This window comes from Paraburkholderia sp. RL17-368-BIF-A (assembly GCF_046054045.1).
Lineage (GTDB): Bacteria > Pseudomonadota > Gammaproteobacteria > Burkholderiales > Burkholderiaceae > Paraburkholderia > Paraburkholderia graminis.
In genome coordinates this window covers 56457-80107 of sequence record NZ_JARESN010000026.1, presented here as the reverse complement: position 1 = coordinate 80107, position 23651 = coordinate 56457, and the positions used below count along the sequence as shown (strand labels likewise).

Here is a 23651-nt window from a genome sequence, read left to right as displayed (position 1 = left end):
CGGCTGCAAAGGACGCAACCTCGCAACCGGCAAGCTCGCAAACGCTGCGCCAAACGCAGGCGTCCAGAACAGGACACCGGCAGCCGATCCGCAGCCATTTCAGAAAGACCCGCCCGCGCGCATCGCGCCCCCACACCCGGTCAATTTCCAATCAACCTCAGGCCGTCAGGCCCTCTTGCGCATCGGAAGCTGATACGGCAGCCCGGCAGTAAAGCGGTCCAGCCGTTCGCTCGCATCGGTGACTGCCCATAGCGGTGCGCCGTGCAATTGCCGATCGTAGTGGGTGGCAATGTCGGCGAAAAGCGCGAATCCACCCTCGTCTATCGCCCATCTTCCGGTATCTCGTCCGGTATCGAACACCTTGGCTATCTCGCGCTCGGCTGCGCCTAGTTGCTCGCCGGTCGTCGACCCGTAGCCGGCTTCGGCCAGGAACCCGGTCAATAGCATGGCCTGCGTGAGCGTTTGCGCATCGTTCACTCCGCCGTCGCCCCGTCGCAACGCGTCGAGCGCAAGATGCACGCGCAGCGCGAGGTCATCTGCGATTTGCCGGGCGATGGGCAACAGCATTGCCTTGGCATGCCGGGCGCGCGCGGCGCCGGTGTGTCGGGAAAACGGAATAGGTTGTGCCATGAAGGTTCAAGATTTTGCCTGTGCAGATGCAATAACGGCGCGCGCGATAAAAGATTGAGCCTTCCCGCCGCCCAGGCCGAAAAAACCACCGCGCCGCGGCGCATCAAGAAGCCCCTGTCAGACGCCACAAACCATCAAGCAACCTGCCGCTGCCAGGCCGTCGAGACCTATCCTCCGCGAGTAATCCCGCCCACCGTAAGCCGAAACCGCATCATTCCCCACTGCCCGCCGAATCTTCCTCGCCCAACCCCGCAGGACTAACACTCCGCGCCCGCACCCGCCGACGGATCTCCGAGTCGAGAATCAATCGCCCCCGCAGCTTCCCTTTCATCCGCTTGACGTATCGCGGCGCCTCGGTCATATGCACCGTCATCAACTCGCGCACTTTCTCGACGTCACGCTCGCGTGCCGCCTTGGTGATCGCCTTATGAATCTTGACGTTGGCCTGTCCGAACCGTTCGTGTTCTGCCTGCGGCGTATCGTTACGAAACTCGATCAGCTGCCGGATCATCTCGTTGATGAGCTCGCAACTGAAGCGCAAAAAAGGATTCGGATTCGCGGCCGCAAGAATGTCGTGGAAATTCACGTCCTCCTGGCGCTGACGCACGATGTCCTGGCCGCCGTGCGCGGAAGCCGGCCGATCGCAACATGCGATGCTCGCCTCGAGCGCCTCGAAGTCCTGCTCCGTCAGATGCGGCACCGCGCCCGCCGCGAGCTCGGGCTCAAGTAGCTTGCGCACGGTGTAAATGTCGTCGATGGACACGTCCTTAAAGAACAGATAGTTCTGCAGAAGCTGCAACGTCCGGTCGAGCGGCACTTCAACGACCATCCCGCCGCCGCTCGGTCCGGTCGTCACCTTGATAAGCCCTTGCACCTCCAGCGACTTCAGCGCCTCGCGAATCGTGCTCTTGCTCACCGAAAACAGCTGCTGCAACTCGACCTCGCGCGGCAGCCGATCGCCCGGCTTGAGATCCTTCTCCGTGATCAACCGCTTGATTTCCTCCGCGACCAGATCGCCGCGCTTTTGCTGCTTGATCTCGATCGCGGCGCCAGCCTTGGCTCGGTCAATGGCCATGTTTCGTACTCCAATTTTGTGTGCTGCACCGTCGGTGTTTCGCGGACGTCAACCGGAGGCGCAAGTACAAGCCGCCGCGTCGCCGCCAGGAATTTTGCCTTATTGACACTGGAATTTATTGTACCTACGATCAAGTCAATCCTATTTATCATGATAAATAGCACGAACCGCGGCACTAAGAGCAAAGACTACACCGCGGCCAGCCACTTTTCGTAGTCGTTCACTGCGTGTCTCTCCAAGGAGCGTGATTTGAATCGCCGAAATATATTGAAGCTGGCCGCGCTGTCGGCCGTTCCGGGGACGCTGGGTTCGCTCGTCGCGCGCAGTGCTTTTGCGCAGGCGGGCAGCGTGCAATTCGCGTGTCCCGTGCCGATGTCCGGCGCGTTCGCGGCCAACGGCAAGTACGCCGACCTCGGCATGAAGCTCGCCATCGAACAATACGGCAAGGTGCTTGGCGAACCGCTCGCTTATTCGGTGCTCGACACCGAAGGCAAGCCGGCAACGGCGGTGCGCCGCGTGCAGGAAATCGCCCAGCAGAAGAACGCGCGCTTCTTCGCCGGAGGTATTTTGTCGTCCGAAGCATTGGCGATGGGCAAGGAAGTGCAGAAGGCCGGCGGCGTTTTCATCACGACGGCAGGTGCCGACGAAATCACAGGAAAGGACTGCAACGACGCAACTTTCCGCTGGTCCGTGCCCACGTATGGCGCGATCGAACAGACGGTGCGCCCACTGATCCAGATGCTGCCGAAGGCCAAGCGGTGGTACACCATCACGCCGCAATACGTGTTCGGCGACGGTCTTCTGTCCGCGGCGAAAGCGGTGTTCAAGGAGAAGGGCATCGAGCATGTCGGCAACAGTTATCACTCGCTGAATGAAAAAGAGTTCAGCGGCTATCTGACGAACGCGGTTGCCGCGAAGCCCGACGTGCTGCTGATCCTCAACTTCGGCTCGCAATCGTCGGACACGCTGCGCCAGGCCGTGAGCTTCGGCATGAAGAACAACTGCACGATTCTGCTCGCGTGGGCTTCCGGTCTCGAGCAATTCGAGTCGCTCGGTGCGGATCTGTGCGACGGCGTGTATTTCGGCGCGCAGTACTGGCATGGTATCGATTCGCCGCTGAACCGCGATCTCGTCAAGCGCACGCAAGCGGCGTTCAAGACGAATCCCAACTACAGCCTCGCGGGCTCGTACGTCTGCACGAAGATTCTGCTGGATGGCATCGTCAAGGCCGGCAATGTCGATCCGAAGAAAGTGGCTGCGGCGCTCGAAGGCATGAAATACGATGGTTTGACAGGTCCGGAAGAAGTCCGCAAGGGCGATCATCAGGTGCTGAAGAACTACTATCTGCTGAAGGGCAAGGCGAAGAACAAGATGAAAAACGCCGACGACTACGCGGATATCGTGAGCTCCGGTCAATCGTTCCTGCCGCTCGACAAGACCGGTTGCAAACTGACCTGACGCGCAACGCCGCGCCGAGCAGCGCCGGCCACCTCGTGCCGGCATCCATGAATGCAGCGACGTTGCGCTCAATCACCACACAGTCGCCATGAACGTTTATCTTCTGCAGATCGTCAACGGTATCGGAGTCGGGATGCTGTACTTCCTGCTCGCGGTCGGTTTGTCGATTGTGTTCGGCCTGCTGCGCTTCGTGAACTTCGCGCACGGAGCCTTTTATCTGCTCGGCGCGTATTTCTGCTATCAGGCGATGCAGTGGTCGCTGAACTTCTGGACGGCGCTCATCGTCGTCCCGATAGCGGTCGGCGCATTGGCATGGGTCGTCGAAAAGCTGATCTTGCGGCACGTCTACGCACAGCAGCACGAGTTCCACATTCTCGTGACGGTCGGCCTTGCGCTCGTCGTGCAGGAGTGCGCGATTCTCGTTTGGGGACCGCTCGGCGATAACGTGCCGGTTCCTGACATGCTGAACGGCGTGGTCATCTGGGGCAGCTTTGTGTATCCGAAGTACCGGCTGTTCGTGATCGGCTTCACGGCTGTGCTCGCCGCGTTGCTGTGGTGGGTGCTGGAGGGCACGCGTCTTGGCAGCGCGGTGCGTGCGGGAAGTGAATCGACGGAAATGGTGTCGCTGCTCGGCATCAACGTGTTGCGTGTATTCAGCCTCGTGTTCGCGCTCGGCGCTGCAACGGCTGCGCTCGCCGGCGTGCTCGCCGCGCCGATTCGCGGCGTCGATCCCTTCATGGGCATCGAGGCGCTCGGCGTCGCGTTCGTCGTCGTCGTGGTGGGCGGCATGGGCAACTTTCTCGGCGCGCTGGTGGGCGGCCTGCTGGTCGGCATCGTGCAAAGCGTGATGAGCACGCTGTGGCCCGAGGGCGCGCGCCTGATGATCTACGTCGCGATGGCCGCCGTTCTTCTGTTGCGGCCGAATGGCCTACTCGGGAGAGCCGCGTGATCGACACTTCAAAATCCGCCGTCGCGAAGGCGGCGCCGCAGGCATCCGGCGGGCGCGCGTTGGGCCACACGCTGCATCGCTATCGTTTTCTTTTGCTCGCGTTGCTGGTCGTATGCATTCTGCCGTTGACGCTGCGCTCAGGCTCGCTCGCCACCGAAGTCCTCGTATTCGCGCTCGCCGCGTTGGGCTGCAATCTTCTCCTCGGCCACACGGGACTGTTGTCGTTCGGGCAGGGCATCTTCTTCGGACTCGGCAGCTATAGCGCGGGGCTCGTGCTGACCAAAGCCGCCTTGCCGGTGCCCGTTGCGTTGCTTGCGGCGCTCGTGGTCGGAGCGGCAGCGGCTGCACTCGTCGGATGGTTTTCGATCAGACAGCGCGGCACCTACTTCGTGATGCTGACGCTCGCGTTCGGACAACTGTTCTACTTTCTCGCCTACACGACGCCAGAGCTGACCGGCGGCGACAACGGCCTGCTCGATATTCCGCGGCCCGCGCTCAGGTTGTTCGGCCACGAACTGATCGCGTTGACGTCTCCGTGGCAGTACTACGGATTCGTCGCCGTGCTGTTTCTCATCGTGTTCTGGCTGCTGATGCGCGTCTCGCACTCCGTATTCGGCCGCACGTTGCTCGCGATTCGCGACAACGAAGCGCGCGCCGCCGCGGTCGGCTACGACGTCAAGCGGTTCAAGCTCATGGCGTTCGTGATCTCGGGCGCGGTGACCGGGCTCGCCGGCGCATTGCATGCGTTGATGACGGGCATCGCGCCGCTGTCCAATATCGATTACCACACGAGCGAAATGATCCTCGTGATGACGGTGATCGGCGGCACCGGCAATCTGTTTGCGTCGGTGCTGGGCGCCGCGTTCTATGTGCTGTTCGCCGACTGGCTTTCCACGTTGTGGCCGCGCTGGCTGCTGCTGCTCGGCATCGTGCTGATGGCGGTGAGCCTTTACATGCAGCGCGGTCTGTGGGGCCTTGGCGAGCGAATCTGGCAAGCGCTGCGCCGCCATCCGCGAGACGACGCCCAGACCGTTCCCGCAACCGGTAGCAGCGACGACACCGCAACGGAGCGCACATGACCGAGCCCATTCTCAACGCAAGCGGCGTGATGAAGCGCTACGGCAAATTCACGGCGCTCTCCGAGGTCAACCTGCGCATCATGCCGCGCACCGTGCATTCGGTGATCGGCCCAAACGGTGCGGGCAAGACCACGCTTTTTCATGTACTTACCGGCACGTTGCCGATCACCGCAGGCAAGATCGTGTTCGACGGCCACGACGTGACGCACGAGCCCGATCACAAGCGCGTGCGCCGCGGCGTCGCGCGATCGTTTCAGGTGACGAGCCTGTTCGCCAATCTGAGCGTGCGCGAAAATCTGCGGCTTGCCGCACAAGGCGTCGATGCCGTGCGCGCGCTCAATGCATGGACGCCGCCGCGCGGCGCGCTGGCGCACACCGATACCGTCGACAGCGTGCTCGAACGTCTCGCGTTGCAGCGCTTCAGCCAGGTGCCGGCGGGCGCGCTGTCGCACGGTCAGCAGCGGCGGCTCGAAGTCGGCATGGCGCTCGCCGCTCGACCGAAGGCGATCTTTCTCGACGAGCCGACGTCCGGCATGGGTATCGACGATCTCGACGATATGAAGCATCTGATTCGCGGCTTGCGCGACGACTACACCGTCGTGCTGATCGAGCACAACATGGGCATCGTGATGGACATCTCCGACACCATCACCGTGATGCAGCAAGGACGCGTCCTAGTGGAAGGACGTCCCGACGAAATTCGCGGCGACGAGCGCGTGCGGAGCGCCTATCTCGGCAACATGATCACCGGAGGCCGCGCATGATTCTCGACGTGCAGGACATTCACGGCTTCTACGGCAAAAGTCACATACTGCAAGGCGTTTCCTTGCAGATCGGCGAAGGCGAGACCGTCACGCTGCTGGGCCGCAACGGCGCGGGCAAGTCCACCACATTAAAGGCGATTGCCGGCATCGTCGCGCCGAAGAACGGGCGCGTCGCATTCAACGGCACGACGATAAGCGGCCTCCAGCCGCACAAGATCGCGTCGCGCGGCGTGTGCTTCGTGCCCGAACATCGCGGCATTTTCCGTTTGCTCACCGTCGAGGAAAACTTGCGGCTCGGCGCGCGCAAAGACTCGCCGTGGCAACTCGACGACATCTACCGGATTTTTCCGCGGCTCAAGGAGCGGCGCACGAATGGCGGCGGACAGTTGTCGGGCGGCGAACAGCAGATGCTCGCCATCGGCCGCGCGCTGATGAACCACCCGCGTCTTCTGATGCTGGACGAACCTGTCGAAGGTCTGGCACCCGTCATCGTCGAAGAAATCGTCGCGCAACTCAAGCTGATTCGCGAGGCGGGCGTCGCGATTCTGCTCGTCGAGCAAAACCTCGAGGTCTGCACGCAACTCGCGGATCGCCACTACATCATCGAGCAAGGTGTGATCGTTTATTCGGGCGATAACGCATCGTTCGCCGCCGACGATTCGATCAAGGACCGCTATCTCGGCGTCGGCGTCGTTTGAAGCTACGCCCGACTTCACTATGAGGAAGCATTGATGCAAGTTCATGACTCACAACGCGGCGACGCGCTTGCTCGTCTGCGCGTCGACGGCGAACGGCTTTGGAACAGCCTCATGCAACTCGCGCAGATCGGCGCGACGGAGAAGGGCGGCGTTTGCCGGCTCGCGCTCACCGAACTCGATCGCATCGCGCGTGACCGGTTCGTCGCGTGGGCGAAGGAAATCGGCTGCACCGTGCGCGTCGACGCGATCGGCAATATCTTTGCGCGCCGCGCGGGTTTGCGCGACGACCTGCCGCCCGTCACGACGGGTAGCCACATCGACACGCAACCGACCGGCGGCAAATTCGACGGCAACTACGGTGTGCTCGCCGGCCTCGAAGTGCTGCGCACACTGGCCGATGCAAACGTCACGACACTCGCGCCGCTCGAAGTCGCCGTGTGGACCAACGAGGAAGGCTCGCGCTTCGTTCCGGTGATGATGGGCTCGGGCGTCTTCGCCGGCGCGTTCACGCTCGAGCATGCGCTCGATCAGCGCGACCGCGAGGGCATTTCCGTGCGCGACGCGTTGGCGGCCATCGGCTACGTCGGCGAAAACACGAAACCGCATACCGTTGCAGCGTATTTCGAAGCGCACATCGAGCAGGGCCCGGTGCTCGAGGCGCATGACAAGACCATCGGCATCGTGCAGGGCGCACTCGGCCAGCGCTGGTACGACGTGACCGTGCAGGGCATGGAAGCGCATGCGGGACCCACGCCGATGGCGTTGCGCCGCGATGCATTGCTCGTCGCTGCCGATCTGATCCACGCGGTGAACCGCATCGCGCTGGATCATGCGCCGCATGGCCGGGGCACGGTCGGCTGGGTCGACGTGCATCCGAACTCGCGCAACGTGATTCCTGGCCGCGTGAAGCTGACGGTCGACCTGCGCGCCGCCGACGACGCCACGCTCACCGCAATGGACAGCGCACTGCGTGAAGCATGCAAGACCGCGGGCGAGCAAGCGGGCATCGACGTGACTATCGAGCCGGTCGTGTACTTCCCGCCGCAACCGTTCGCAGCGAACCTGGTGGCAGCGGTGAAAGAAGGCGCCGACATGCTCGGCTTTTCGTCGATGGACGTCATCAGCGGCGCGGGCCACGACGCGGTCTATCTCGCGCGCGTCGCGCCGGCCGCGATGATCTTCGTTCCGTGCAAGGACGGCATCAGCCACAACGAGATCGAGGACGCACGCGCGGATCATCTCGAAGCCGGCTGCAACGTATTGCTGCACGCGATGCTGAAGGCGGCGCAAACCGTGCCGAGCGCGCCCGTGCCGGAGGGCTCGTGCGTATGAAAATCCTCATCGCGCGGATGAATCACGAGACCAACACGTTCTCGCCGGTGGCCACGCCGTTGTCTGCATTCGGCCTGAACGGCGGGAAGCTCGGCCCAAGTTTCGGCGACGACGCGTTCAACGACAACAAGGGCATGCAGACCGCGATGGCCGCGTTCATCGACGCCGCCGCGCGCGAGGGCGCGCATATCGTGACGCCCGTGTCGGCAGCGGCGAACCCGAGCGGACCCGTCGACGCTGCGGCCTACGACGCGATCTGCGATGCAATCGTTGCAGCCACAAAGGGATGCGACGCCGTGATGCTCGATCTGCACGGCGCGATGGTCGCGGAAAATTCGAACGACGGCGAAGGCGATCTGCTCGAACGCGTGCGCGCCGCATTGCCGAATGCGCCGATCGCCGTCGCACTCGATCTGCACGGCAACGTCACGCAGAAGATGATCGACAACGCGGACGTGATCGTCAGCTTCAAGACTTATCCGCACGTCGATATGTACGAGACCGGCGCGCACGCCGCGCGTTTGCTGTTCGCGTCGATGCATGGCGACGTGAAGCCGGTGATCGCGTGGCGTCAGCCGCCGCTGCTCACGCATACGCTGCGCAGCTCGACGGCCGAAGGCGCGATGAAGCGTGCGGTCGATGCCGCCCGCGCCGCCGAAGCGGACGGCATGCTCGCGGTCTCGGTGCTGTCGGGCTTTTCGCTCGCCGATATCGAGGCGCCCTGCATCAGCGTCGTGGTGGTCGGCAACGGAGATCACGCGCAAGCGGAAGCGGTCGCCGAGCGCATCGCGCGGCAGATCTGGAACGAGCGCGAGGATTTCGTCTACCGCAGCGCGCCGCTCGCGGAATCGGTTGCAGAAGCCGCGGCGCTCGCGAAAGACGCCGACAAGCCGGTGCTGCTGCTCGATCATGGCGACAACTGCATGTCGGGCGGTACGTGCGACACGATGGACCTGCTCGAAGAAGCGCTTGCACGGCAACTCGACGGCATCGTCACCGGGCCGTTGTGCGATCCGCAGGCGGTGGCCGCGCTGATGGCCGCGGGCGTCGGCAGCACGGTCACCATCACGATCGGCAACAAGGTCGGGAGCGGCGCAGGCGCGCCGCGTGCGCCGGTCGCGATGACCGGCGTCGTGCGCGCGTTGACCGACGGCGAATACGTGATCACCGGCCCGACCTACACCGGCCAGCGCGCGCATATGGGGCGCGCGGCGGTGCTCGACACGGGCACGGTGAAGCTCGTCGTGACCGAGCACACGCACGAACCGTGGGACCTCGGCGTATTCGAAAGCGTCGGCATCGATCCGCGTCGCGCGCGCTTTCTGCTGCTCAAATCGCGCATGTATTGCCGTCCGGTTTTCGTGCCGATTTCGGCGGGACTCGTGGAGTGCGATAGCCGCGGCGTGACGAGTTCGGACTATGGGCTCTTCGCTTTCAAGAACGTGAAGCGCCCCGTGTTCCCGCTCGATGCCGACGCCGAATGGAACCCGGCGCATTGAATGACGTCCGGCCCTTGTGCAGTTTCGAGAGACTCTCTATAATTCGCGCCTCTACAGGCTCGTAGCTCAGTTGGTTAGAGCACCACCTTGACATGGTGGGGGTCGTTGGTTCGAATCCAATCGAGCCTACCAACGCATTGCGACGTAGACGAAAGCGGCTTCGCTTTCGTCTACTGTCCTATCAGCAGCAAGTCGCTTCAGTTCTCTTTTCCCTTTCGAATCCGGCTCAGGCTTAGATCGCGCGTTGCAAAGCGGCGTTCGATGCGCTTGCGTCCTGCGGCGCGGCAGATTCCGTATCGAATCTATAGAACGACAAGGCCGTTTTGCGCACGATTGAATCGAGATCCTCCGCATGAAGGCCGAGATCGAGCAGCGCGGACAACGATTCGCCGTAGCTCGTGACCGCTTCGTATTGCGTGTGCGGCCAGTCGCTGCCCCACATCAGGCGATGCGTGCCGAAGTGCTCGATCAGTTGCGCCGTTGCGTCGGCAACGAACGGCGAGCCCGGCGCCGCACAGCGATACGCGCCCGACACCTTGACCCACACGCTGCCCGTGCTGCCATAACCGAGCAGCGCTTTGAAACCGCGGTCCTGTGTGCCCAACGCGGGATCGGGCCGGCCGAAATGATCGACGACGACTCGCACGCCGCGCTCGAGAAGCCGGTCGATCATCGGCGCGAGATCGACTGCGTTTCTGTGCAGCTCGACATGCCAGCCGAGCCGCGCGACGTTATCGAAGAGGGACGTCCAAGGTTGTGCGCCGAGATCCGGCAGCGTCTGTTCCATCAGGTTGAGACGAATGCCCGTCACGCCGCGGCGGTGCATGTCCGCCAATTCACTCGTGCTTATGTCGGGCGCAACGACGACGACGCCACGCAGGCGCTCGCTCTGCGCGGCCAACGCTTGCAACAGATAGCCGTTGTCGGTGCCGAGAAAGCTCGGCTGTACCAGCACCGCATGCGTCATTCCGTGCGCGTTGAGCAGCGGTAGATAGTCGTCGAGTGTTGCATCGTAGGCGGGCGCGTAGCGCCGCTCGCCGCTCAACGGCAAGCCTCGCTCGAAAACGTGCGCGTGCGAGTCCACGCCGCTGTGTGCAAACGGGAGTGAGGAGGCCAGTGCGTTCATATTCAACTACGCGGGTGATTCAGGGTGAGATGCGCGGCGTCAGTCGCGTCCGCAGCATCGGTACGATCGGCGGACTGATCCGGCGCCGTGCCGCGCAGACGCTTGCCGCGCGTTTCGGGAAGCAGCAGCACGGCGATCATCGCGAGCCCGTACGCAATGGCCGCGTCGATGCCGATGGCCGCGCCGAGCGACATCGAATGGCTCATGTAGCCGACAAGCACCGGAAAACCCGCCGACGCAATGCGCCCGAAGTTGTAGCAAAAGCCGACGCCGGTGCCGCGCATGTCGGCGGGATACAGTTCGTTGAAGAGCGGCCCGAGGCTCGCCGGAATGCCCGCGGCGAAGAGGCCGAGCGGAAAGCCGAGCACCAGCATCTGCGTGTTCGTCAACGGCAGCATCACATACGCGAGCACGGTGACGATGCAGCAGAAAGCGAACAACGCGATATTGCGTCGACGGCCGATGCGATCGAGCAGATAGGCGCTCAGCATGCAGCCGCACCAGAATGCGACGATCACGACCGCGAGATAGCCGCCCGTGTTCAGCACCGACAGGTGCCGCTCCTTCGCGAGGAAGGTGGGCAGCCACGACATGATCGCGTAGTAGCCGCCGTGTGCGCCCGTGCCGAGCACCGCGCCGATAAGCGTCGTGCGCAGCACGCGCGGCTGGAACACCTGCACGATCTGACCGAGCGCGGATACCCTGGCGTGCGCGTCGACGCCGACGGGCGCGACCCGCACCGGTTCCTTCAGATTGCGCCGCACGAACAGCACGAGCCCGGCGGGCAGCAGGCCGACTGCGAACATCACGCGCCACGCCGTGTCGCCGGGCAGCCAGGAAAACACCGCGGCGTAGACCAGCACCGCGCCGCCCCAGCCGACGGCCCATGCGCTTTGCACCGCGCCCATCGCGCGGCCGCGATGCTCGGTGCGGATCGTCTCGGCCATCAGCACGGCGCCCGCGGCCCACTCGCCGCCGAAGCCGAAGCCTTGCAGCGCCTTGAGCAGCAGCAGTTGCGGGAAATTCTGTGCGAATGCGCACAGGAACGTGAAGCCGGCGAACCAGAGAATCGTCATCTGCAACGTGCGCACGCGGCCGAAGCGGTCCGACAGCGCGCCCGCAATCCAGCCGCCGAGCGCCGACGAAATCAGCGTGACGCTGCTGATCGCGCCGGCTTGCGTATGGCCGATGCCATAAGCCGCGATGATCGCGGGAATGGCGAGCGTGAACATCTGCACGTCGAGCGCGTCGAGTCCCCATCCGGCGAAGCAGCCCCAGAAGGTGTTGCGCTCCACCGGCGTACTCTCTTTGTACCACCTGAACATAGCCATCTCCGTCCGTCGTTCTGTCCGAATTCATGCAGTCATATATATGAATGTATAAATCTTGCACTCGATCCGGCGCGCGGTCATTGGGTAATAACCCTTGCTCGCCTGAAACCGGCGCGATGCGGTAGAGTGGTGACTCCTCTGCATAACTGTATGAATCCATGAATACGGCGTCTTTCGCGTCAAGGCCGGACGACCGGCTGCCCCGTTACCAGCAATTGCGCGACGACCTCGTCAGCCGCATTGCCGCCGGCGAGTGGGCGCCCGAAGAGGCCATCGCCACCGAGGCCGAACTGGGTCAGTTCTACAACGTTTCCACCGGCACCGTGCGCAAGGCAATCGACCTGCTGGTCAGCGACGGCGTGCTCACGCGAACCCAGGGCAAGGGCACGTTCGTGCGGCGGCCGCGCTTCGACTCGTCGCTGTTCCGCTTTTTCCGCTTTGTTTCGCGCGACGGCCAGCCTGTGCTTCCCACGGCGCGTGTGCTCAAGCGCGAGATCGTCAAACCGAACGAGGAGATCCGCGACGCGTTGCGCATGAAGACTTCCGAAAAAGCGATTCATTTGTCGCGCGTGCGCATGATCGAACGCCGAACGGTTCTCGCCGAAGAAATCTGGCTACCGCGCGCGCGTTTCGAAGCGCTCGCCACGTTGCCGCTCGATCAGTTCGAGGACCTGCTGTATCCGCTGTACGAACGGCTGTGCAAACAGATGGTCGCATCGGCGACGGAGATTCTCCGCGTCGAACAGGCTACCGCCGAAACCGCCACGCTGCTCGGCATCAAAACGGGCAGCCCGGTGATTCTGGTTCACCGCTTGGCTTCCGACTTCGCCGGCGCGCCGTTCGAATGGCGCAGCACGCGCGGCGCGGCCGATACGTTCCAGTATCAGGTCGACATCCGCTAAACGCCACGCCGGCGTTTTCTTCTCTCTCTCACGCAAGACCCCGTGCGCCCGCGCTATGCGGGTATCACCTCATGGCGTCGCATCGCGATTCATACAATCATATATATGACTGTATCAATATTGCCGATGCAATCCGGCAAGCGGAGAAACCATGTCCACACAACTCGCATTCGAGCAGCAGGTCATGAAGAAGATGGCGTGGCGGTTAATGCCGCTTCTCATCATCATGTTCCTGATTTCGTTTATCGACCGGCAGAACGTCGGCTTCGCCAAGCTGGAGATGGTGCACGCGCTCGGTATGACCGAGGCGTCGTACGGATTGGGCGCGTCGCTGTTCTTCATCGGCTATCTGCTGTTCGAAGTGCCGAGCACGCTCGCGCTGCATCGCTTCGGCGCGCGCGCGTGGCTTGCGCGCATCATGCTGACGTGGGGCGTCGTCACGGTATTGATGGCGTTTGCCCGTTCGCTGCCGGTGTTCTACTCGTTCCGTTTTGCGTTGGGCGTCGCGGAAGCCGGGTTTTATCCGGGCGTCATCTATTACCTCACACAGTGGTTTCCGCAGAGCTATCGCACGAGAGTGCTGGGCTTTTTCACGCTCGGCAGTTCGCTCGCGAACATGCTCGGCTCGCTGATCGGCGGGCTCCTGCTGACGCTCGGCGGCACGTGGGGTTTCGCGGGCTGGCAGTGGGTGTTCATCGCGACCGGCTTGCCCGCGGTGATCGTTGCCTTCGTCGCGCTCAAGTACCTGCCGAATTCGGTCAGCGACGCGCCGTTTCTGTCGCAACAGGAGAAGGACGTCGTGCTCGCCGCGCTGAAACGCGAGGCCTCGGACGCCGCGAAGGCGACGCATCCGTGGGCGGCGCTGCTCGATCCCAAGGTGTTGATGTTCGCGCTGACGTACATGCTGATGTCGACGTCGCTGTACGGCGTGACGTACTGGATGCCCACGCTGCTGAAGAGCGACGGCGTGTCATCGTCGCTCAACGGTGTGCTCAACATGATTCCGTGGGCGCTCGCGACGCTGCTGCTGCTGTGGCTTCCCGGCAAACTCAAGCGCGAGCGCGTGGTGTTGAAGGCGATGAGCCTTGTTGCAGCGGTCGGCGTGGTGGGCTTCGCGTCCAGCCTCGTGCTGCCCACCGCAACCCTGCGCTTCGCGGCGCTGTGCCTCGGCGGCGCATGCATTCCGTTGCTCTATCCGTGCTTCTGGTCGCTGCCGCCGCGCTTTTTCTCGGGCGCGCGCGCCGCGGCGAGCGTTGCGGCGATCAATGCGATCGGCAATCTCGGCGGCTTCGCGGGACAGAACCTGATGCCGTACGTCGGCAAGACGGCGCACAGCCAGATCGCGCCGATGCTGGTGCCGACCGCATGTTTGCTGACGTTGGGAATCGGCACCGGCATTGCCGCGTTGATCGGCGCGCGCCGCCGCGTAGCACTTGAAACAGCGCCGCTGCGTTCGAACTGATAGACGGGTACAAAAAAACGGCCGCGCAACTGCGCGGCCGTATGCATTTACGAGCCTGAATCACGCACGCTCAAATCGGCTTCAAGGACGAAGCAGATCGAAGCTCGCCAGCACCAACACTCCGGTCACGGCGATGAGCGCCACCGAATGTTGGCCGAAGTAGAGAAGCGCCGCCGCCGACCACGACGCCAGCGTAAATACCGCAAGCTTTTTCATCAGAACCTCAACACCGCCGCGAGCAGGCCGCTCACTACGCCGCAGATCACCACGGCCAGCGCGACCACGCTCAGCACGCGCTTCGGGAACGAGCGCCCGAGCATCGCCATCGACGGCACGCTGATCAAAGGCAGCGTCATCAGCAGCGCGCCGGCCGGACCGGCGGCCACGCCGAACGACAGCATCGCCTGGATGATCGGCACTTCGCCGGCCGTCGGAATCACGAACAGCGTGCCGGCGATGGACAGCGCGACGATCCACAACACGCTGTTGTCGATATCCGGCCCGACATGCGGAAAGAGCCACGCGCGCGCCGCGCCGAGAATCAGCACGAGCACGATGTATTCGGGCACGAGACGCAGCGTCATCGTGCCGAGGATTTTCACCCAGCGCGTGAAGGCGTTGCCCGGTTCGTCTTCGGTGACGAGTTGCGCGATGGCTTCGCGCGACGCCTGGGCTTCCTTCGGCGTGACCATGCGGTTCACCAGGTAGCCGAGGCCGAACACCATCACGAGGCCGAGCGCGAGCCGCAGGCCCATCCATTGCCAGCCGAGCACGAAGCCCATGAAAATCAGCGTGGCCGGATTCAGCGCGGTATTGCCGAGCCAGAAGGCGATGGCCGCGCCGGGCGCCGCCTGGCGCGCGCGCAGTCCCGCGACCACCGGCGCCGCGCAGCAGGTGCACATCATGCCGGGCAACGACATGAGGCCGCCTTTCACGACGCTGCTGAAGTCGCTGCGGCCGAGCGCGCGTGCGACCCATTGCGGCGGAATCAGCGCCTGGACCGCGGAGCCGAGCAGCAACCCCAGCACCATGGCTTGCCAGATCGCCTTGCCGTACGCGAACGCGTAGTCGATTGCGGATTGCCACGACGCTTCCGGCGCGCTCGCCGACGTGCCCATCAGAATGGACTTGCCGATCGAATGCTGGCTCGCGGCGACGAACGCGCGGTTGTAATACGGAAACCACTTCACATAGAAGAGTCCGACGACGGCGATCGCAAGGAACACGATCCAGCCAAGAGCGACGCGGGGCTGGCGAAGGGTTGATTGCATGTTGTTTTCAAACGTTGATGTTGAGTCAAACAAGCGCGAACGAGCGCTTGTCGAGTTGCGCGAGAAGCGCTTTGGCCTGGTCGACGACGTCGGCGTCGTTCGGCCGGAATTCGATTTGCAGCGCCTGCGGCAAGTGCACGAAATGCTGATGGCTGCTGCGCGCGTAAGCGGGATCGTAATGCAGTTCAATGAGCGCGTTCGCGAGTTCCTCGCGCCGGTTTTCGTCGACGAGTTTTTGCCAGCCGGCCACGCGCTCGCGGCTATGCAAGCCGATCAGGCGTTCCAGTTGCGTCTTCAGCAACGCGGGGTCGTCGAACAGATGCGCGTAGTCGTGAAGCAGAAACGCCGAGCGGTCTTCGCGGCTCGTCGCCACTTCGACGCACGCGCCGCGATGAAACGTCTCGAGCAGCGCGAGCGGCAGCGTAATCGCGCCGATGCGGCGGCTTTCCGCTTCCACGAACACCGGACGCGCGGCGTCGAAGCCGCGCAGCGCGCTCACGAGCAAGGTGTCGAAGCGTTTCTGCGACGGCTGCGCAACACCCGCCCATGCGCCGAGCAGCGAGCCGCGATGCGCGGCCAGCGCTTCCAGGTCGAGCGTTTGCGCGCCGGCTTCGTCGAGCGCCGCGAGCAGCCGCGTCTTGCCGCTGCCAGTCGGCCCGACCAGCGCGACGTAACGGAACTGCGTCGGCAGCGTGACGAGCGCCTCGACAGTCGCCCGCCGATAAGTCTTGTAGCCGCCGTCCAGTTGACGCGCCGGCCAGCCGATCATATTGAACAGCGACGTGACCGAGCCCGAGCGTTTGCCGCCGCGCCAGCAATAAACGAGCGGCCGCCAGTTGCGCGGCCGGTCCGCGAAGGTAGTTTCCAGATGCCGCGCGATGTTGCGCGCGACCAGCGCCGCGCCGACCTTCGTCGCCTCGAACGGCGACACCTGCTTGTACATGGTGCCGACGATCACCCGTTCCTCGTTGCTCAGCACCGGCGCATTCATGGCGCCCGGAATATGATCCTCGGCAAACTCGAGAGGCGTGCGCACGTCGATGATTTCATCGAAATCACCGGCTTGATCGAGGCTGACGAGTAGGTTTTTCAAGGGCGTGCCGACACGAAACGGGACAAAAAGCGGAGAACGACGGAAACCGGGCAGCAATGCGTGCCAAAGGGCGCCGCAGCGTCACAAAGCCGCCGGAAAGACCGAAATTATCGCATGCGCCGCGAGTGGCGGCAGGGCGCGGCTTTCTGAACCCTTTCAGGCCGGCTTGTGGGCCGCCGGCTCCTTTTAGACGACGTCCACGCGTGCGTCGCCGGCAACCATCTCGCCGATCACGCGGGCATCGCCGAAACCGTCGGCATGAAAGAGGGCGAGGACGTCGTTGACGGCGTCCGGCGAGCACGACACCAGCAGGCCGCCCGAGGTTTGCGGATCGGTGAGCAGCGTGCGCGCGGTCGAAGGCAACGTCGCGGGCAATGCAATGTCCTTGCCGTACGCGTCCCAGTTGCGCCCCGACGCGCCCGTGAAAACGCCGGCTTCGGCAAATTCGACGACGCCCGGCAGCCACGGCAAATCGGCATAGCGCACGCGCGCGGTCAGCTTCGAGCCGCGCGCCAGTTCGAGCGTGTGGCCGAGCAGCCCGAAGCCCGTGATGTCGGTCAGCGCATGCACGCCGTCGAGCGCGGCGAGTTGCGCGCCTGGGCGGTTGAGTTTGGTTGTCGCGCCGATCATCGCCGCATAGCCGTTCGCATCGAGCCGGTCTTTCTTCAGCGCCGCCGACAGCACGCCGACGCCGAGCGGCTTGCCGAGAATCAGCACGTCGCCGGCCTTCGCGCCCGCGTTGCGCTTGACGCGCCGCGGATCGACCACGCCGATCGCGACCAGACCGTAGATGGGCTCGACCGAGTCGATCGAATGGCCGCCTGCGAGCGGAATGCCCGCGTCGGCGCACACGGATTCGCCGCCCTTGAGCACCGCCGCAATTACGTCGTGCGGCAAGACATTGATCGGCATGCCGACGATGGCGAGCGCCATCAGCGGTTTGCCGCCCATTGCATAGACGTCGGAGAGTGCGTTGGTCGCGGCAATGCGGCCGAAGTCGAACGGATCGTCGACGATCGGCATGAAGAAGTCCGTCGTCGCGACAATCGCCTGTTCGTCGTTGAGCTTGTAGACGGCGGCGTCATCGGCGGTATCGTTGCCGACCAGCAGGTCGGGAAAGAACGGCAGCGGCGCGCTGCGCTTGAGCAGGTCGGCGAGCAGGCCGGGGGCAATTTTGCAGCCGCAGCCGCCGCCGTGCGACAGGCTGGTGAGGCGGGGCGAGGGCGTGGACTGAGCTTGGGCTTGAGCGTCGATCATTGTGGCGCGAATTTGTGGCTTCGAATGATCGCATTATGAAGCTTGTCGGCGTGGCGCGCTGCGGGCGGTGCTGCTAATGCACGCACGCGCCACGCCGAATTTTCACGCAACGTCGAAAGCTCAGCCGAGCCAGCCCTTGATCGCCGCCGACATCGCGGACGTCGAAATGCCATAGCGGTCATGCAGCGTGGGCAACGCGCCCGCAGCGAGAAACGCGTCGGGCAGCGCGACCTGGCGGAACGGGCACGACACGCCCGCGCGCATCAGCTCGGCCGCAATCGCTTCGCCCAGGCCGCCGATCGTCGTATGGTTTTCGGCCACCACGACGAGCCGCCCCGAGCGCTTTGCCTCGCGCACGATCGTCGCCGTATCGAGCGGCTTGATGGTCGGCACATGCAGCACGCCGACGCCGATGCGGTCGTTCTCCAGCGCCTTCGCGACTTCGAGTGCGCGCATCGTCATGATGCCCGACGAGATCACCAGAACGTCCGCGCCGTCGCGCAGCATCTTCGCCTTGCCGAGCTCGAACGTGTAGTCGTATTCGTCGAGCACGGCGGGCACGTTGCCGCGCAACAGACGCGCATAAACGGGACCGTTGTGCGCGGCAATCGCGGGCACCATCTGTTCGATGTCGAGCGCATCGCACGGATCGATCACGGTCATGTTCGGCATCGCGCGCATCAACGCGAGGTCTTCAGCGGCCTGATGGCTTGGACCGTAACCCGTAGTGAGCCCCGGCAATGCGCAGACGATCTTCACATCGAGATTGTCTTCGGCAATCGCCTGATGCATGAAGTCATACGCGCGGCGCGTCGCGAATACGGCATACGTCGTCACGAACGGCTGCGCGCCTTCGTGTGCGAGGCCGGCCGCCGCGCCCATCAGCAATTGCTCGGCCATGCCCATCTGATAGTAGCGCTCGGGAAATTCCTTCGCGAAGATGTGCAGGTCCGTGTACTTGCCGAGGTCGGCCGTCATGCCGACCACGTTGCTCTTGTGCCGCGCGAGTTCGACGAGCGCGTGACCGAACGGCGCCGAGCGAGTGACTTGGCCTTCGCCTGCAATCGACGCGATCATCGCCGAGGTCTTCAGGCGCGGTTTGCTTGCGGTGACGTTGCTCATGCGTGACTCCCGATCTCATGCGACTTCGTTGTTTCCAGTGCTTCGAGCGCGAGCTGCCATTCGTGCGCGTCGACGCGGATAAAGTGGTTCTTCTCGCGCTCTTCGAGAAACGGTACGCCGCAGCCCATGCGCGTATCCGCGACGATCATGCGCGGCTGCGCGCCAGGATGCTTGCGGGCCGCGTCGAATGCGGCGGCCACTGCGCCAATGTCGTTGCCGTCGACGCGCTGCGTGAACCAGCCGAATGCTTCGAGCTTTTCGACGAGCGGCTCGAACGCCATGACCTGCGTGGACGGTCCGTCGGCCTGCTGATTGTTGACGTCGACGATGGCGATCAGGTTGTCGAGCTTCCAGTGGCTCGCGGACATGATGCCTTCCCAGATCGCGCCTTCGTCGAGTTCGCCGTCCGAGAAGAGCGTGTACACGAACGACTTCGAGCCCTTGCGCTTGAGGCCGAGACAGCGGCCTACCGCGATCGTCAGGCCGTGGCCGAGCGAGCCGCCGGACATCTCCATGCCGGGCGTGTAGCTCGCCATGCCGGACATGGGCAGACGGCTGTCATCGCTGCCGTAGGTTTCGAGTTCGGCGGCGGGCAGAATGCCGGCTTCGAGCAGCGCCGCGTACAGCGCGATCGCGTAGTGTCCGTTGGACAGCAGGAAGCGGTCGCGCTCTTCCCATTCCGGATCTTCCGGTCGATAACGCATCGCGCCGAAGTACGCGACGGCCAGCACGTCGGCGATGTCGAGCGCCTGGCCGATGTAGCCCTGGCCCTGCACTTCGCCCATTAACAACGCGTTTCTGCGGATGCGATAGGCGCGCTCGGCAAGCGATGCCGCCGGCGCATTGAGTGGACTGTTCATGTCGTCTCCTGAGATCAGTCGAATAGTTGAAAAGGATCAGCGGTTCACGGACTTCGCGGGCACGAGGAACACGAGGCACGCGCCGAGCGTGACCGCGGCCGAGATGAAGATGAGCCCCGCGGTCGAACGGCCTGTCAGGTCGTTGAGCCAGCCCACGATGGCCGGTGAAAAGAAGCCCGCGAGATTGGCGAAGCAGTTCACCGCCGCGATGCCGGCCGCGGCCGACATGCCGCCGAGCAGCGCCGTCGGCAGCGACCAGAATTGCGACGACGACGCGAGAATGCCCGCCGCAGCAACGCTCAAGCAGACGATCGACGCGGGCACGCTGCCGAGCGTCGGCAGAATCGCGAAGCCTGCGGCGGCAATCAGCATCGGAATCGCGAGATGAAGCCGGCGTTCGCGGCGACGGTCCGCGCTCATGCCGACCAGCGGCAATGCAACGATCGCGCACAGATACGGAATCGCGGTGAATACGCCCACCCACAGCGGATCGGCAACGCCCGATTTACGAATGATGGTCGGCAGCCAGAAGGTCAGGCCGTACTGGCCGAGCACCACGCAGAAGTAAATCGCGGCCATCAGCCACAAACGGCGGTCGCCGATAAACGAGCGAATCGAAACGTGAGCGGTGGTATGCGCGTTGTCGCCGGCTACATTGCGGGCAAGCAGATTCTTTTCCGACTCGGTGAGCCACTTCGCTTTCGCGATGCTGTCGTCGAGATACAGCAGAATCGCGACGCCCAGCACGAGCGAGGGCAGCGCTTCGAGCAGGAACAGCCACTTCCAGCCGGACATATTCATCGCGCCGTGAAGCGAATGCATGATCCATCCGGACAGCGGGCCGCCGAGTATGCCGGCAAGCGGAATCGCCATGAAAAAGAGCGACAGCGCCTTCGCTCTGCGCGTGGCGGGAAACCAGTACGTCAGATAAAGAATCACGCCGGGCGCAAAGCCCGCTTCGGCGACGCCGAGCAGAAAGCGCAGCGCGTAGAACGCGGTGGGCGTCTTCACGAAAACGAACGACGCCGAAATCACCGCCCATGTCAGCATGATTCGCGCGAGCCACTTGCGCGCGCCGACACGATGAAGAATCAGATTGCTTGGCACCTCGAACAGAAAGTAGCCGAGAAAGAAGATGCCCGCGCCCATGCCGTAGACGGTTTCGCTGAAGCGCAGATCGTTGAGCATTTGCAGCTTCGCGAAGCCCACGTTCACGCGATCCAGATACGCGCCGAGATAGCACAGCATCAGAAACGGAATCAGCCGGCGGCTGACTTTCGCGTAGGTGCGCGACTCGAAGCTCGTCGAGTCCGCGTGCGCGAGCAGCTCGCCGTCGATAGGCGAAGCGGTGAATTTCGATTTCATGTTTGTCTCCTTCCATGTGCCCTGGGTGAGTCCCAGGTGCGAGGCGTCCGTCAATGAATGAGCATGCCGCCGTTCACGTCGAGCGTGATGCCCGTGAGATAAGTGGACAGATCGCTCACGAGAAAGAGGCACGCATTTGCGACGTCGGCCGCATCGCCAAGCCGGCCGAGCGGAATGCCCTTGATGATGTCGGTGCGCATCTCGGGCGTGAGTTTGTCGCCGGTGATGTCGGTCTGGATCAGGCCCGGCGTGATCGAGTTCACGCGGATGCTGTCGGGACCGAATTCGCGAGCCATCGCTCGCGCGAGACCGAGCACGCCGGCCTTCGCCGCGCTGTAATGCGGGCCGCCGAAAATGCCGCCGCCGCGCTGCGCCGACACCGACGACATGCACACGATGCTGCCGCTTTTCTGTTCCTTCATCGCGGGCAACACCGCTTGCGACATGTACAGCGTGCCGCGCAGATTGACGTCGACGATCGCGTCGAAGCCTTCGGCGCTGATGTCGAGTGTGCGCACCGGCTGCGTGATGCCCGCGTTGTTGACGAGACCGTCGATGCGGCCGTAGCGTTCGAGCGCCGCCTTCGCGGCCCTGACGCAGGCGGCTTTGTCGGTGACGTCGCAGGCGAGGCCGAGATGTCCGGCGCCGAGGTCGGCGGCCGCCGCTTTCGCATCTTCTTCGCGCAGATCGAGGATCACGACATGCGCGCCTTGCGCGGCCAGCGCTTTCGCCGTCGCCTTGCCGATGCCGCGCGGCGAAGCCGCGCCCGTGACGATAACCACCTTGTTCTCGAGCAGCATCACTTGTCTCCTGAATGTTGATGTGATGGCGCAAGTGTCCGGCAGGCCGCTAACCGCATCAACGCGGTACGGCTCAACTATGCTTGAGAAATTTTCAGGTGTTCGTGCGGGGAAGCGCGACGCTTGCTGCGCGGCGGTTTGCGGGCAGCAAGGCAGCAAGCGGTGTGCGGGCGATGATGGAATACCCTGGTGCCGAAATGCCCGCGATTGTCAGGCCGCGCGCGCCTGATGACCAATTTCCCGCTCGATCCACGCGATGAATCGCGCGACTCGCGGCAGCTCCGCATTTTGCGGCGGATAAACCAGATGATGCGCGCCGACTTCGACCGCATGCGAATGGTCGAACACCGGCACGAGCGCGCCTTCGCGGATGCGAACCGACGCGAGCATCAGACTTTCGAGCGCGATGCCGAGGCCGAGCGCCGCCGTTTCGAGCGACATATACGAGCGGTCGAACGAGAAATCGAAGGTCTTATGCGCGGCCGGCACGCCGGTGCGCCCGAACCATTGCTTCCACTGAACGAGCGGTGTCTCGGAGTAGATCAGCCGATGCGCAAGCAGATCTTCCGGCGCGTTGACCGGATGGTTGCGCAGATAAGCGGGCGACGCGAGCGGCGCGATGAATTCGTTGCGCAGCGTGCGGACTTCGAGATCGCGCCAGTTCGCGTAGCCGTGCCGTATGTCGATGTCGTAATAGCCGCTCGTGAACGACACGTCTTCATACGAGCAGGCGAGATTCAACTGGATATCGCCATTGGCTTCCTGAAACGATGCGAGCCGCGGCAGCAGCCACATGAGCCCGAAACTCGGGCTCGAATGCACGCGCAGAATCTCGACCTCGGTGCGGCTCGATGCGCGTTCGGTCGCGCGGCTCAGATCCGCGAGAGAACCGGTCACGTCGGATAGATAGCGCTCGCCCGTCGGTGTCAGCACGAGGCCGCGGCCCGAGCGATAGAACAGCGCCTGGCCGATGACCGACTCGAGATTGCTGATCTGATGGCTCACCGCCGAAGCAGTCAGGCCGAGTTCTTCCGACGCGCGGTTGACGCTCCCGGTGCGGGCCACGCTCTCGAAAGCGATGATGGCTTTGACGGGCGGAATGCGCATGTGAAGTCTGGTTCGCTGTTCGTTGTGAAGTGTTCCCGATGCTGACCCCGGCCACACGAGGGCAGTAGTGCGGTAAACCATGAAGCGCCTCGTGCGGTGCAGCAAGTGCGCGAGCGCAGCCGCGATTATCCGTCAATCGTCGGAAAGTGCCTCGCCGGTACGCGCTTTGCTGCCTTCAGTTCGGGTCGATGCGGGCGGCAAGCCGAACCTCGGGCATGGAGGCGTGACATGGGATGCGGCGCGAAGGGTGTCATGACGTTGGGGCACGAAAAAGACGTTGCCGGCGAGGAAATGCTCAACATGCAGCATCTCGAAGCGAGCCCGGACGGCGAGTTCGTTCTGCTCGTGGAAACCGAGCGTTCCGAATGGGGCGTGCAGCAGCAGACCAGTTACCGGATGCCTGCGAAACGCCTGATCGAGTTGATCAGGACAGAGGGCGAACGCATCGGCGATTAATGCGCGCCGCGAGCC

Annotated in this window: 23 protein-coding genes and 1 tRNA gene; 11 read left to right on the top strand and 13 right to left on the bottom strand. The window is 63.6% G+C overall.

Annotation, left to right across the window (positions count from 1 at the left end; all coding sequences use genetic code 11):
* Positions 1-165: 165 nt before the first annotated feature.
* Both P0D87_RS29690 and P0D87_RS29685 read right to left on the bottom strand, forming a co-directional pair.
* Positions 166-630 (bottom strand): hypothetical protein, encoded by a 465-nt coding sequence (locus tag P0D87_RS29690; protein WP_053859621.1) that lies wholly within the window; start codon positions 628-630, stop codon positions 166-168.
* A 211-nt stretch (positions 631-841) separates the two neighbouring features.
* Positions 842-1705 (bottom strand): FadR/GntR family transcriptional regulator, encoded by an 864-nt coding sequence (locus P0D87_RS29685; RefSeq protein ID WP_053859620.1) that lies wholly within the window; start codon positions 1703-1705, stop codon positions 842-844.
* Positions 1706-1954: 249 nt separating this feature from the next.
* Between P0D87_RS29685 and P0D87_RS29680 the strand changes: the two genes are divergently transcribed.
* The 8 genes from P0D87_RS29680 (at position 1955) to P0D87_RS29645 (ending at position 9616) form a co-directional block, all read left to right on the top strand.
* Positions 1955-3163, top strand: a complete 1209-nt coding sequence (locus P0D87_RS29680; protein WP_006049065.1) for an ABC transporter substrate-binding protein — start codon at positions 1955-1957, stop codon at positions 3161-3163.
* Positions 3164-3251: 88 nt separating this feature from the next.
* Positions 3252-4112, top strand: coding sequence for a branched-chain amino acid ABC transporter permease (locus tag P0D87_RS29675; RefSeq protein WP_053859619.1), 861 nt, complete (start codon positions 3252-3254; stop codon positions 4110-4112).
* Positions 4109-5191 (top strand): branched-chain amino acid ABC transporter permease, encoded by a 1083-nt coding sequence (locus tag P0D87_RS29670; protein WP_053859618.1) that lies wholly within the window; start codon positions 4109-4111, stop codon positions 5189-5191. The genes P0D87_RS29675 and P0D87_RS29670 overlap by 4 nt, the downstream gene beginning before the upstream one ends.
* Complete coding sequence (locus tag P0D87_RS29665) at positions 5188-5955, top strand: ABC transporter ATP-binding protein (protein WP_053859617.1); 768 nt, start codon at positions 5188-5190, stop codon at positions 5953-5955. The genes P0D87_RS29670 and P0D87_RS29665 overlap by 4 nt, the downstream gene beginning before the upstream one ends.
* On the top strand, positions 5952-6653 hold the full coding sequence (locus P0D87_RS29660) for an ABC transporter ATP-binding protein (protein WP_029966616.1): 702 nt from the start codon (positions 5952-5954) through the stop codon (positions 6651-6653). The genes P0D87_RS29665 and P0D87_RS29660 overlap by 4 nt, the downstream gene beginning before the upstream one ends.
* A 33-nt stretch (positions 6654-6686) precedes the next feature.
* Entirely contained in the window at positions 6687-7985 is a 1299-nt protein-coding gene (locus P0D87_RS29655) for a Zn-dependent hydrolase (RefSeq protein WP_053859616.1), read from the top strand.
* Positions 7982-9484 carry a M81 family metallopeptidase gene (locus P0D87_RS29650; RefSeq protein WP_053859615.1) on the top strand — a complete coding sequence of 501 codons (1503 nt, stop codon included), beginning with the start codon at positions 7982-7984 and terminating at the stop codon, positions 9482-9484. Before P0D87_RS29655 ends, P0D87_RS29650 begins: the two co-directional genes overlap by 4 nt.
* Before the next feature lie 55 nt (positions 9485-9539).
* A tRNA-Val gene (locus tag P0D87_RS29645) sits at positions 9540-9616 on the top strand.
* Between the two features lie 100 nt (positions 9617-9716).
* Here the strand turns inward: P0D87_RS29645 and P0D87_RS29640 are convergent.
* Together P0D87_RS29640 and P0D87_RS29635 are read right to left on the bottom strand one after the other, a co-directional pair.
* Positions 9717-10610, bottom strand: a complete 894-nt coding sequence (locus tag P0D87_RS29640) for an amidohydrolase family protein (protein WP_053859614.1) — start codon at positions 10608-10610, stop codon at positions 9717-9719.
* 2 nt (positions 10611-10612) lie between these two features.
* Positions 10613-11935, bottom strand: a complete 1323-nt coding sequence (locus tag P0D87_RS29635; RefSeq protein ID WP_053859613.1) for an MFS transporter — start codon at positions 11933-11935, stop codon at positions 10613-10615.
* A 164-nt stretch (positions 11936-12099) separates the two neighbouring features.
* On the opposite strand from P0D87_RS29635, the gene P0D87_RS29630 reads away from it, so the two are divergent.
* Together P0D87_RS29630 and P0D87_RS29625 are read left to right on the top strand one after the other, a co-directional pair.
* Positions 12100-12843 carry a GntR family transcriptional regulator gene (locus P0D87_RS29630; protein ID WP_053859612.1) on the top strand — a complete coding sequence of 248 codons (744 nt, stop codon included), beginning with the start codon at positions 12100-12102 and terminating at the stop codon, positions 12841-12843.
* A gap of 151 nt (positions 12844-12994) precedes the next feature.
* Positions 12995-14305, top strand: a complete 1311-nt coding sequence (locus tag P0D87_RS29625) for an MFS transporter (RefSeq protein ID WP_053859611.1) — start codon at positions 12995-12997, stop codon at positions 14303-14305.
* Positions 14306-14386: 81 nt separating this feature from the next.
* On the opposite strand, the gene P0D87_RS29620 is transcribed toward P0D87_RS29625, so the two are convergent.
* The 9 genes from P0D87_RS29620 to P0D87_RS29580 form a co-directional block, all read right to left on the bottom strand.
* Positions 14387-14521 carry a hypothetical protein gene (locus tag P0D87_RS29620; protein ID WP_006049077.1) on the bottom strand — a complete coding sequence of 45 codons (135 nt, stop codon included), beginning with the start codon at positions 14519-14521 and terminating at the stop codon, positions 14387-14389.
* Entirely contained in the window at positions 14521-15576 is a 1056-nt protein-coding gene (locus tag P0D87_RS29615) for a permease (protein WP_053859610.1), read from the bottom strand. Before P0D87_RS29615 ends, P0D87_RS29620 begins: the two co-directional genes overlap by 1 nt.
* Positions 15577-15601: 25 nt before the next feature.
* Positions 15602-16669, bottom strand: coding sequence for a tRNA 2-selenouridine(34) synthase MnmH (mnmH, locus tag P0D87_RS29610; protein ID WP_053859609.1), 1068 nt, complete (start codon positions 16667-16669; stop codon positions 15602-15604).
* Between the two features lie 186 nt (positions 16670-16855).
* Entirely contained in the window at positions 16856-17926 is a 1071-nt protein-coding gene (selD, locus tag P0D87_RS29605) for a selenide, water dikinase SelD (RefSeq protein ID WP_029966603.1), read from the bottom strand.
* A 120-nt stretch (positions 17927-18046) separates the two neighbouring features.
* Positions 18047-19048 (bottom strand): transketolase family protein, encoded by a 1002-nt coding sequence (locus P0D87_RS29600; protein WP_053859608.1) that lies wholly within the window; start codon positions 19046-19048, stop codon positions 18047-18049.
* Positions 19045-19908 carry a transketolase gene (locus tag P0D87_RS29595; RefSeq protein WP_006049082.1) on the bottom strand — a complete coding sequence of 288 codons (864 nt, stop codon included), beginning with the start codon at positions 19906-19908 and terminating at the stop codon, positions 19045-19047. The genes P0D87_RS29600 and P0D87_RS29595 overlap by 4 nt, the downstream gene beginning before the upstream one ends.
* Before the next feature lie 36 nt (positions 19909-19944).
* Positions 19945-21273, bottom strand: coding sequence for an MFS transporter (locus P0D87_RS29590; protein ID WP_053859607.1), 1329 nt, complete (start codon positions 21271-21273; stop codon positions 19945-19947).
* A 50-nt stretch (positions 21274-21323) separates the two neighbouring features.
* Entirely contained in the window at positions 21324-22073 is a 750-nt protein-coding gene (locus P0D87_RS29585; RefSeq protein ID WP_029966600.1) for an SDR family NAD(P)-dependent oxidoreductase, read from the bottom strand.
* 210 nt (positions 22074-22283) lie between these two features.
* Positions 22284-23180, bottom strand: a complete 897-nt coding sequence (locus P0D87_RS29580) for a LysR substrate-binding domain-containing protein (protein ID WP_044020952.1) — start codon at positions 23178-23180, stop codon at positions 22284-22286.
* Positions 23181-23432: 252 nt separating this feature from the next.
* Here P0D87_RS29580 and P0D87_RS29575 point away from each other — a divergent pair, with 252 nt between their 5' ends.
* Entirely contained in the window at positions 23433-23636 is a 204-nt protein-coding gene (locus P0D87_RS29575) for a hypothetical protein (protein WP_258196219.1), read from the top strand.
* The last annotated feature ends 15 nt before the right edge of the window (positions 23637-23651 follow it).

Coding starts and splice junctions, on each gene's coding strand:
- P0D87_RS29650 (WP_053859615.1), top strand. CDS start 7,982: ATGAAAATCCTCATCGCGCGGATGAATCACGAGACCAACACGTTCTCG.
- P0D87_RS29600 (WP_053859608.1), bottom strand. CDS start 19,048: ATGAGCAACGTCACCGCAAGCAAACCGCGCCTGAAGACCTCGGCGATG.
- P0D87_RS29685 (WP_053859620.1), bottom strand. CDS start 1,705: ATGGCCATTGACCGAGCCAAGGCTGGCGCCGCGATCGAGATCAAGCAG.
- P0D87_RS29590 (WP_053859607.1), bottom strand. CDS start 21,273: ATGAAATCGAAATTCACCGCTTCGCCTATCGACGGCGAGCTGCTCGCG.
- P0D87_RS29635 (WP_053859613.1), bottom strand. CDS start 11,935: ATGTTCAGGTGGTACAAAGAGAGTACGCCGGTGGAGCGCAACACCTTC.
- P0D87_RS29630 (WP_053859612.1), top strand. CDS start 12,100: ATGAATACGGCGTCTTTCGCGTCAAGGCCGGACGACCGGCTGCCCCGT.
- P0D87_RS29580 (WP_044020952.1), bottom strand. CDS start 23,180: ATGCGCATTCCGCCCGTCAAAGCCATCATCGCTTTCGAGAGCGTGGCC.
- P0D87_RS29675 (WP_053859619.1), top strand. CDS start 3,252: ATGAACGTTTATCTTCTGCAGATCGTCAACGGTATCGGAGTCGGGATG.
- P0D87_RS29625 (WP_053859611.1), top strand. CDS start 12,995: ATGTCCACACAACTCGCATTCGAGCAGCAGGTCATGAAGAAGATGGCG.
- P0D87_RS29665 (WP_053859617.1), top strand. CDS start 5,188: ATGACCGAGCCCATTCTCAACGCAAGCGGCGTGATGAAGCGCTACGGC.
- P0D87_RS29585 (WP_029966600.1), bottom strand. CDS start 22,073: ATGCTGCTCGAGAACAAGGTGGTTATCGTCACGGGCGCGGCTTCGCCG.
- P0D87_RS29615 (WP_053859610.1), bottom strand. CDS start 15,576: ATGCAATCAACCCTTCGCCAGCCCCGCGTCGCTCTTGGCTGGATCGTG.
- P0D87_RS29655 (WP_053859616.1), top strand. CDS start 6,687: ATGCAAGTTCATGACTCACAACGCGGCGACGCGCTTGCTCGTCTGCGC.
- P0D87_RS29640 (WP_053859614.1), bottom strand. CDS start 10,610: ATGAACGCACTGGCCTCCTCACTCCCGTTTGCACACAGCGGCGTGGAC.
- P0D87_RS29660 (WP_029966616.1), top strand. CDS start 5,952: ATGATTCTCGACGTGCAGGACATTCACGGCTTCTACGGCAAAAGTCAC.
- P0D87_RS29690 (WP_053859621.1), bottom strand. CDS start 630: ATGGCACAACCTATTCCGTTTTCCCGACACACCGGCGCCGCGCGCGCC.
- P0D87_RS29575 (WP_258196219.1), top strand. CDS start 23,433: ATGACGTTGGGGCACGAAAAAGACGTTGCCGGCGAGGAAATGCTCAAC.
- P0D87_RS29620 (WP_006049077.1), bottom strand. CDS start 14,521: ATGAAAAAGCTTGCGGTATTTACGCTGGCGTCGTGGTCGGCGGCGGCG.
- P0D87_RS29595 (WP_006049082.1), bottom strand. CDS start 19,908: ATGAACAGTCCACTCAATGCGCCGGCGGCATCGCTTGCCGAGCGCGCC.
- selD (WP_029966603.1), bottom strand. CDS start 17,926: ATGATCGACGCTCAAGCCCAAGCTCAGTCCACGCCCTCGCCCCGCCTC.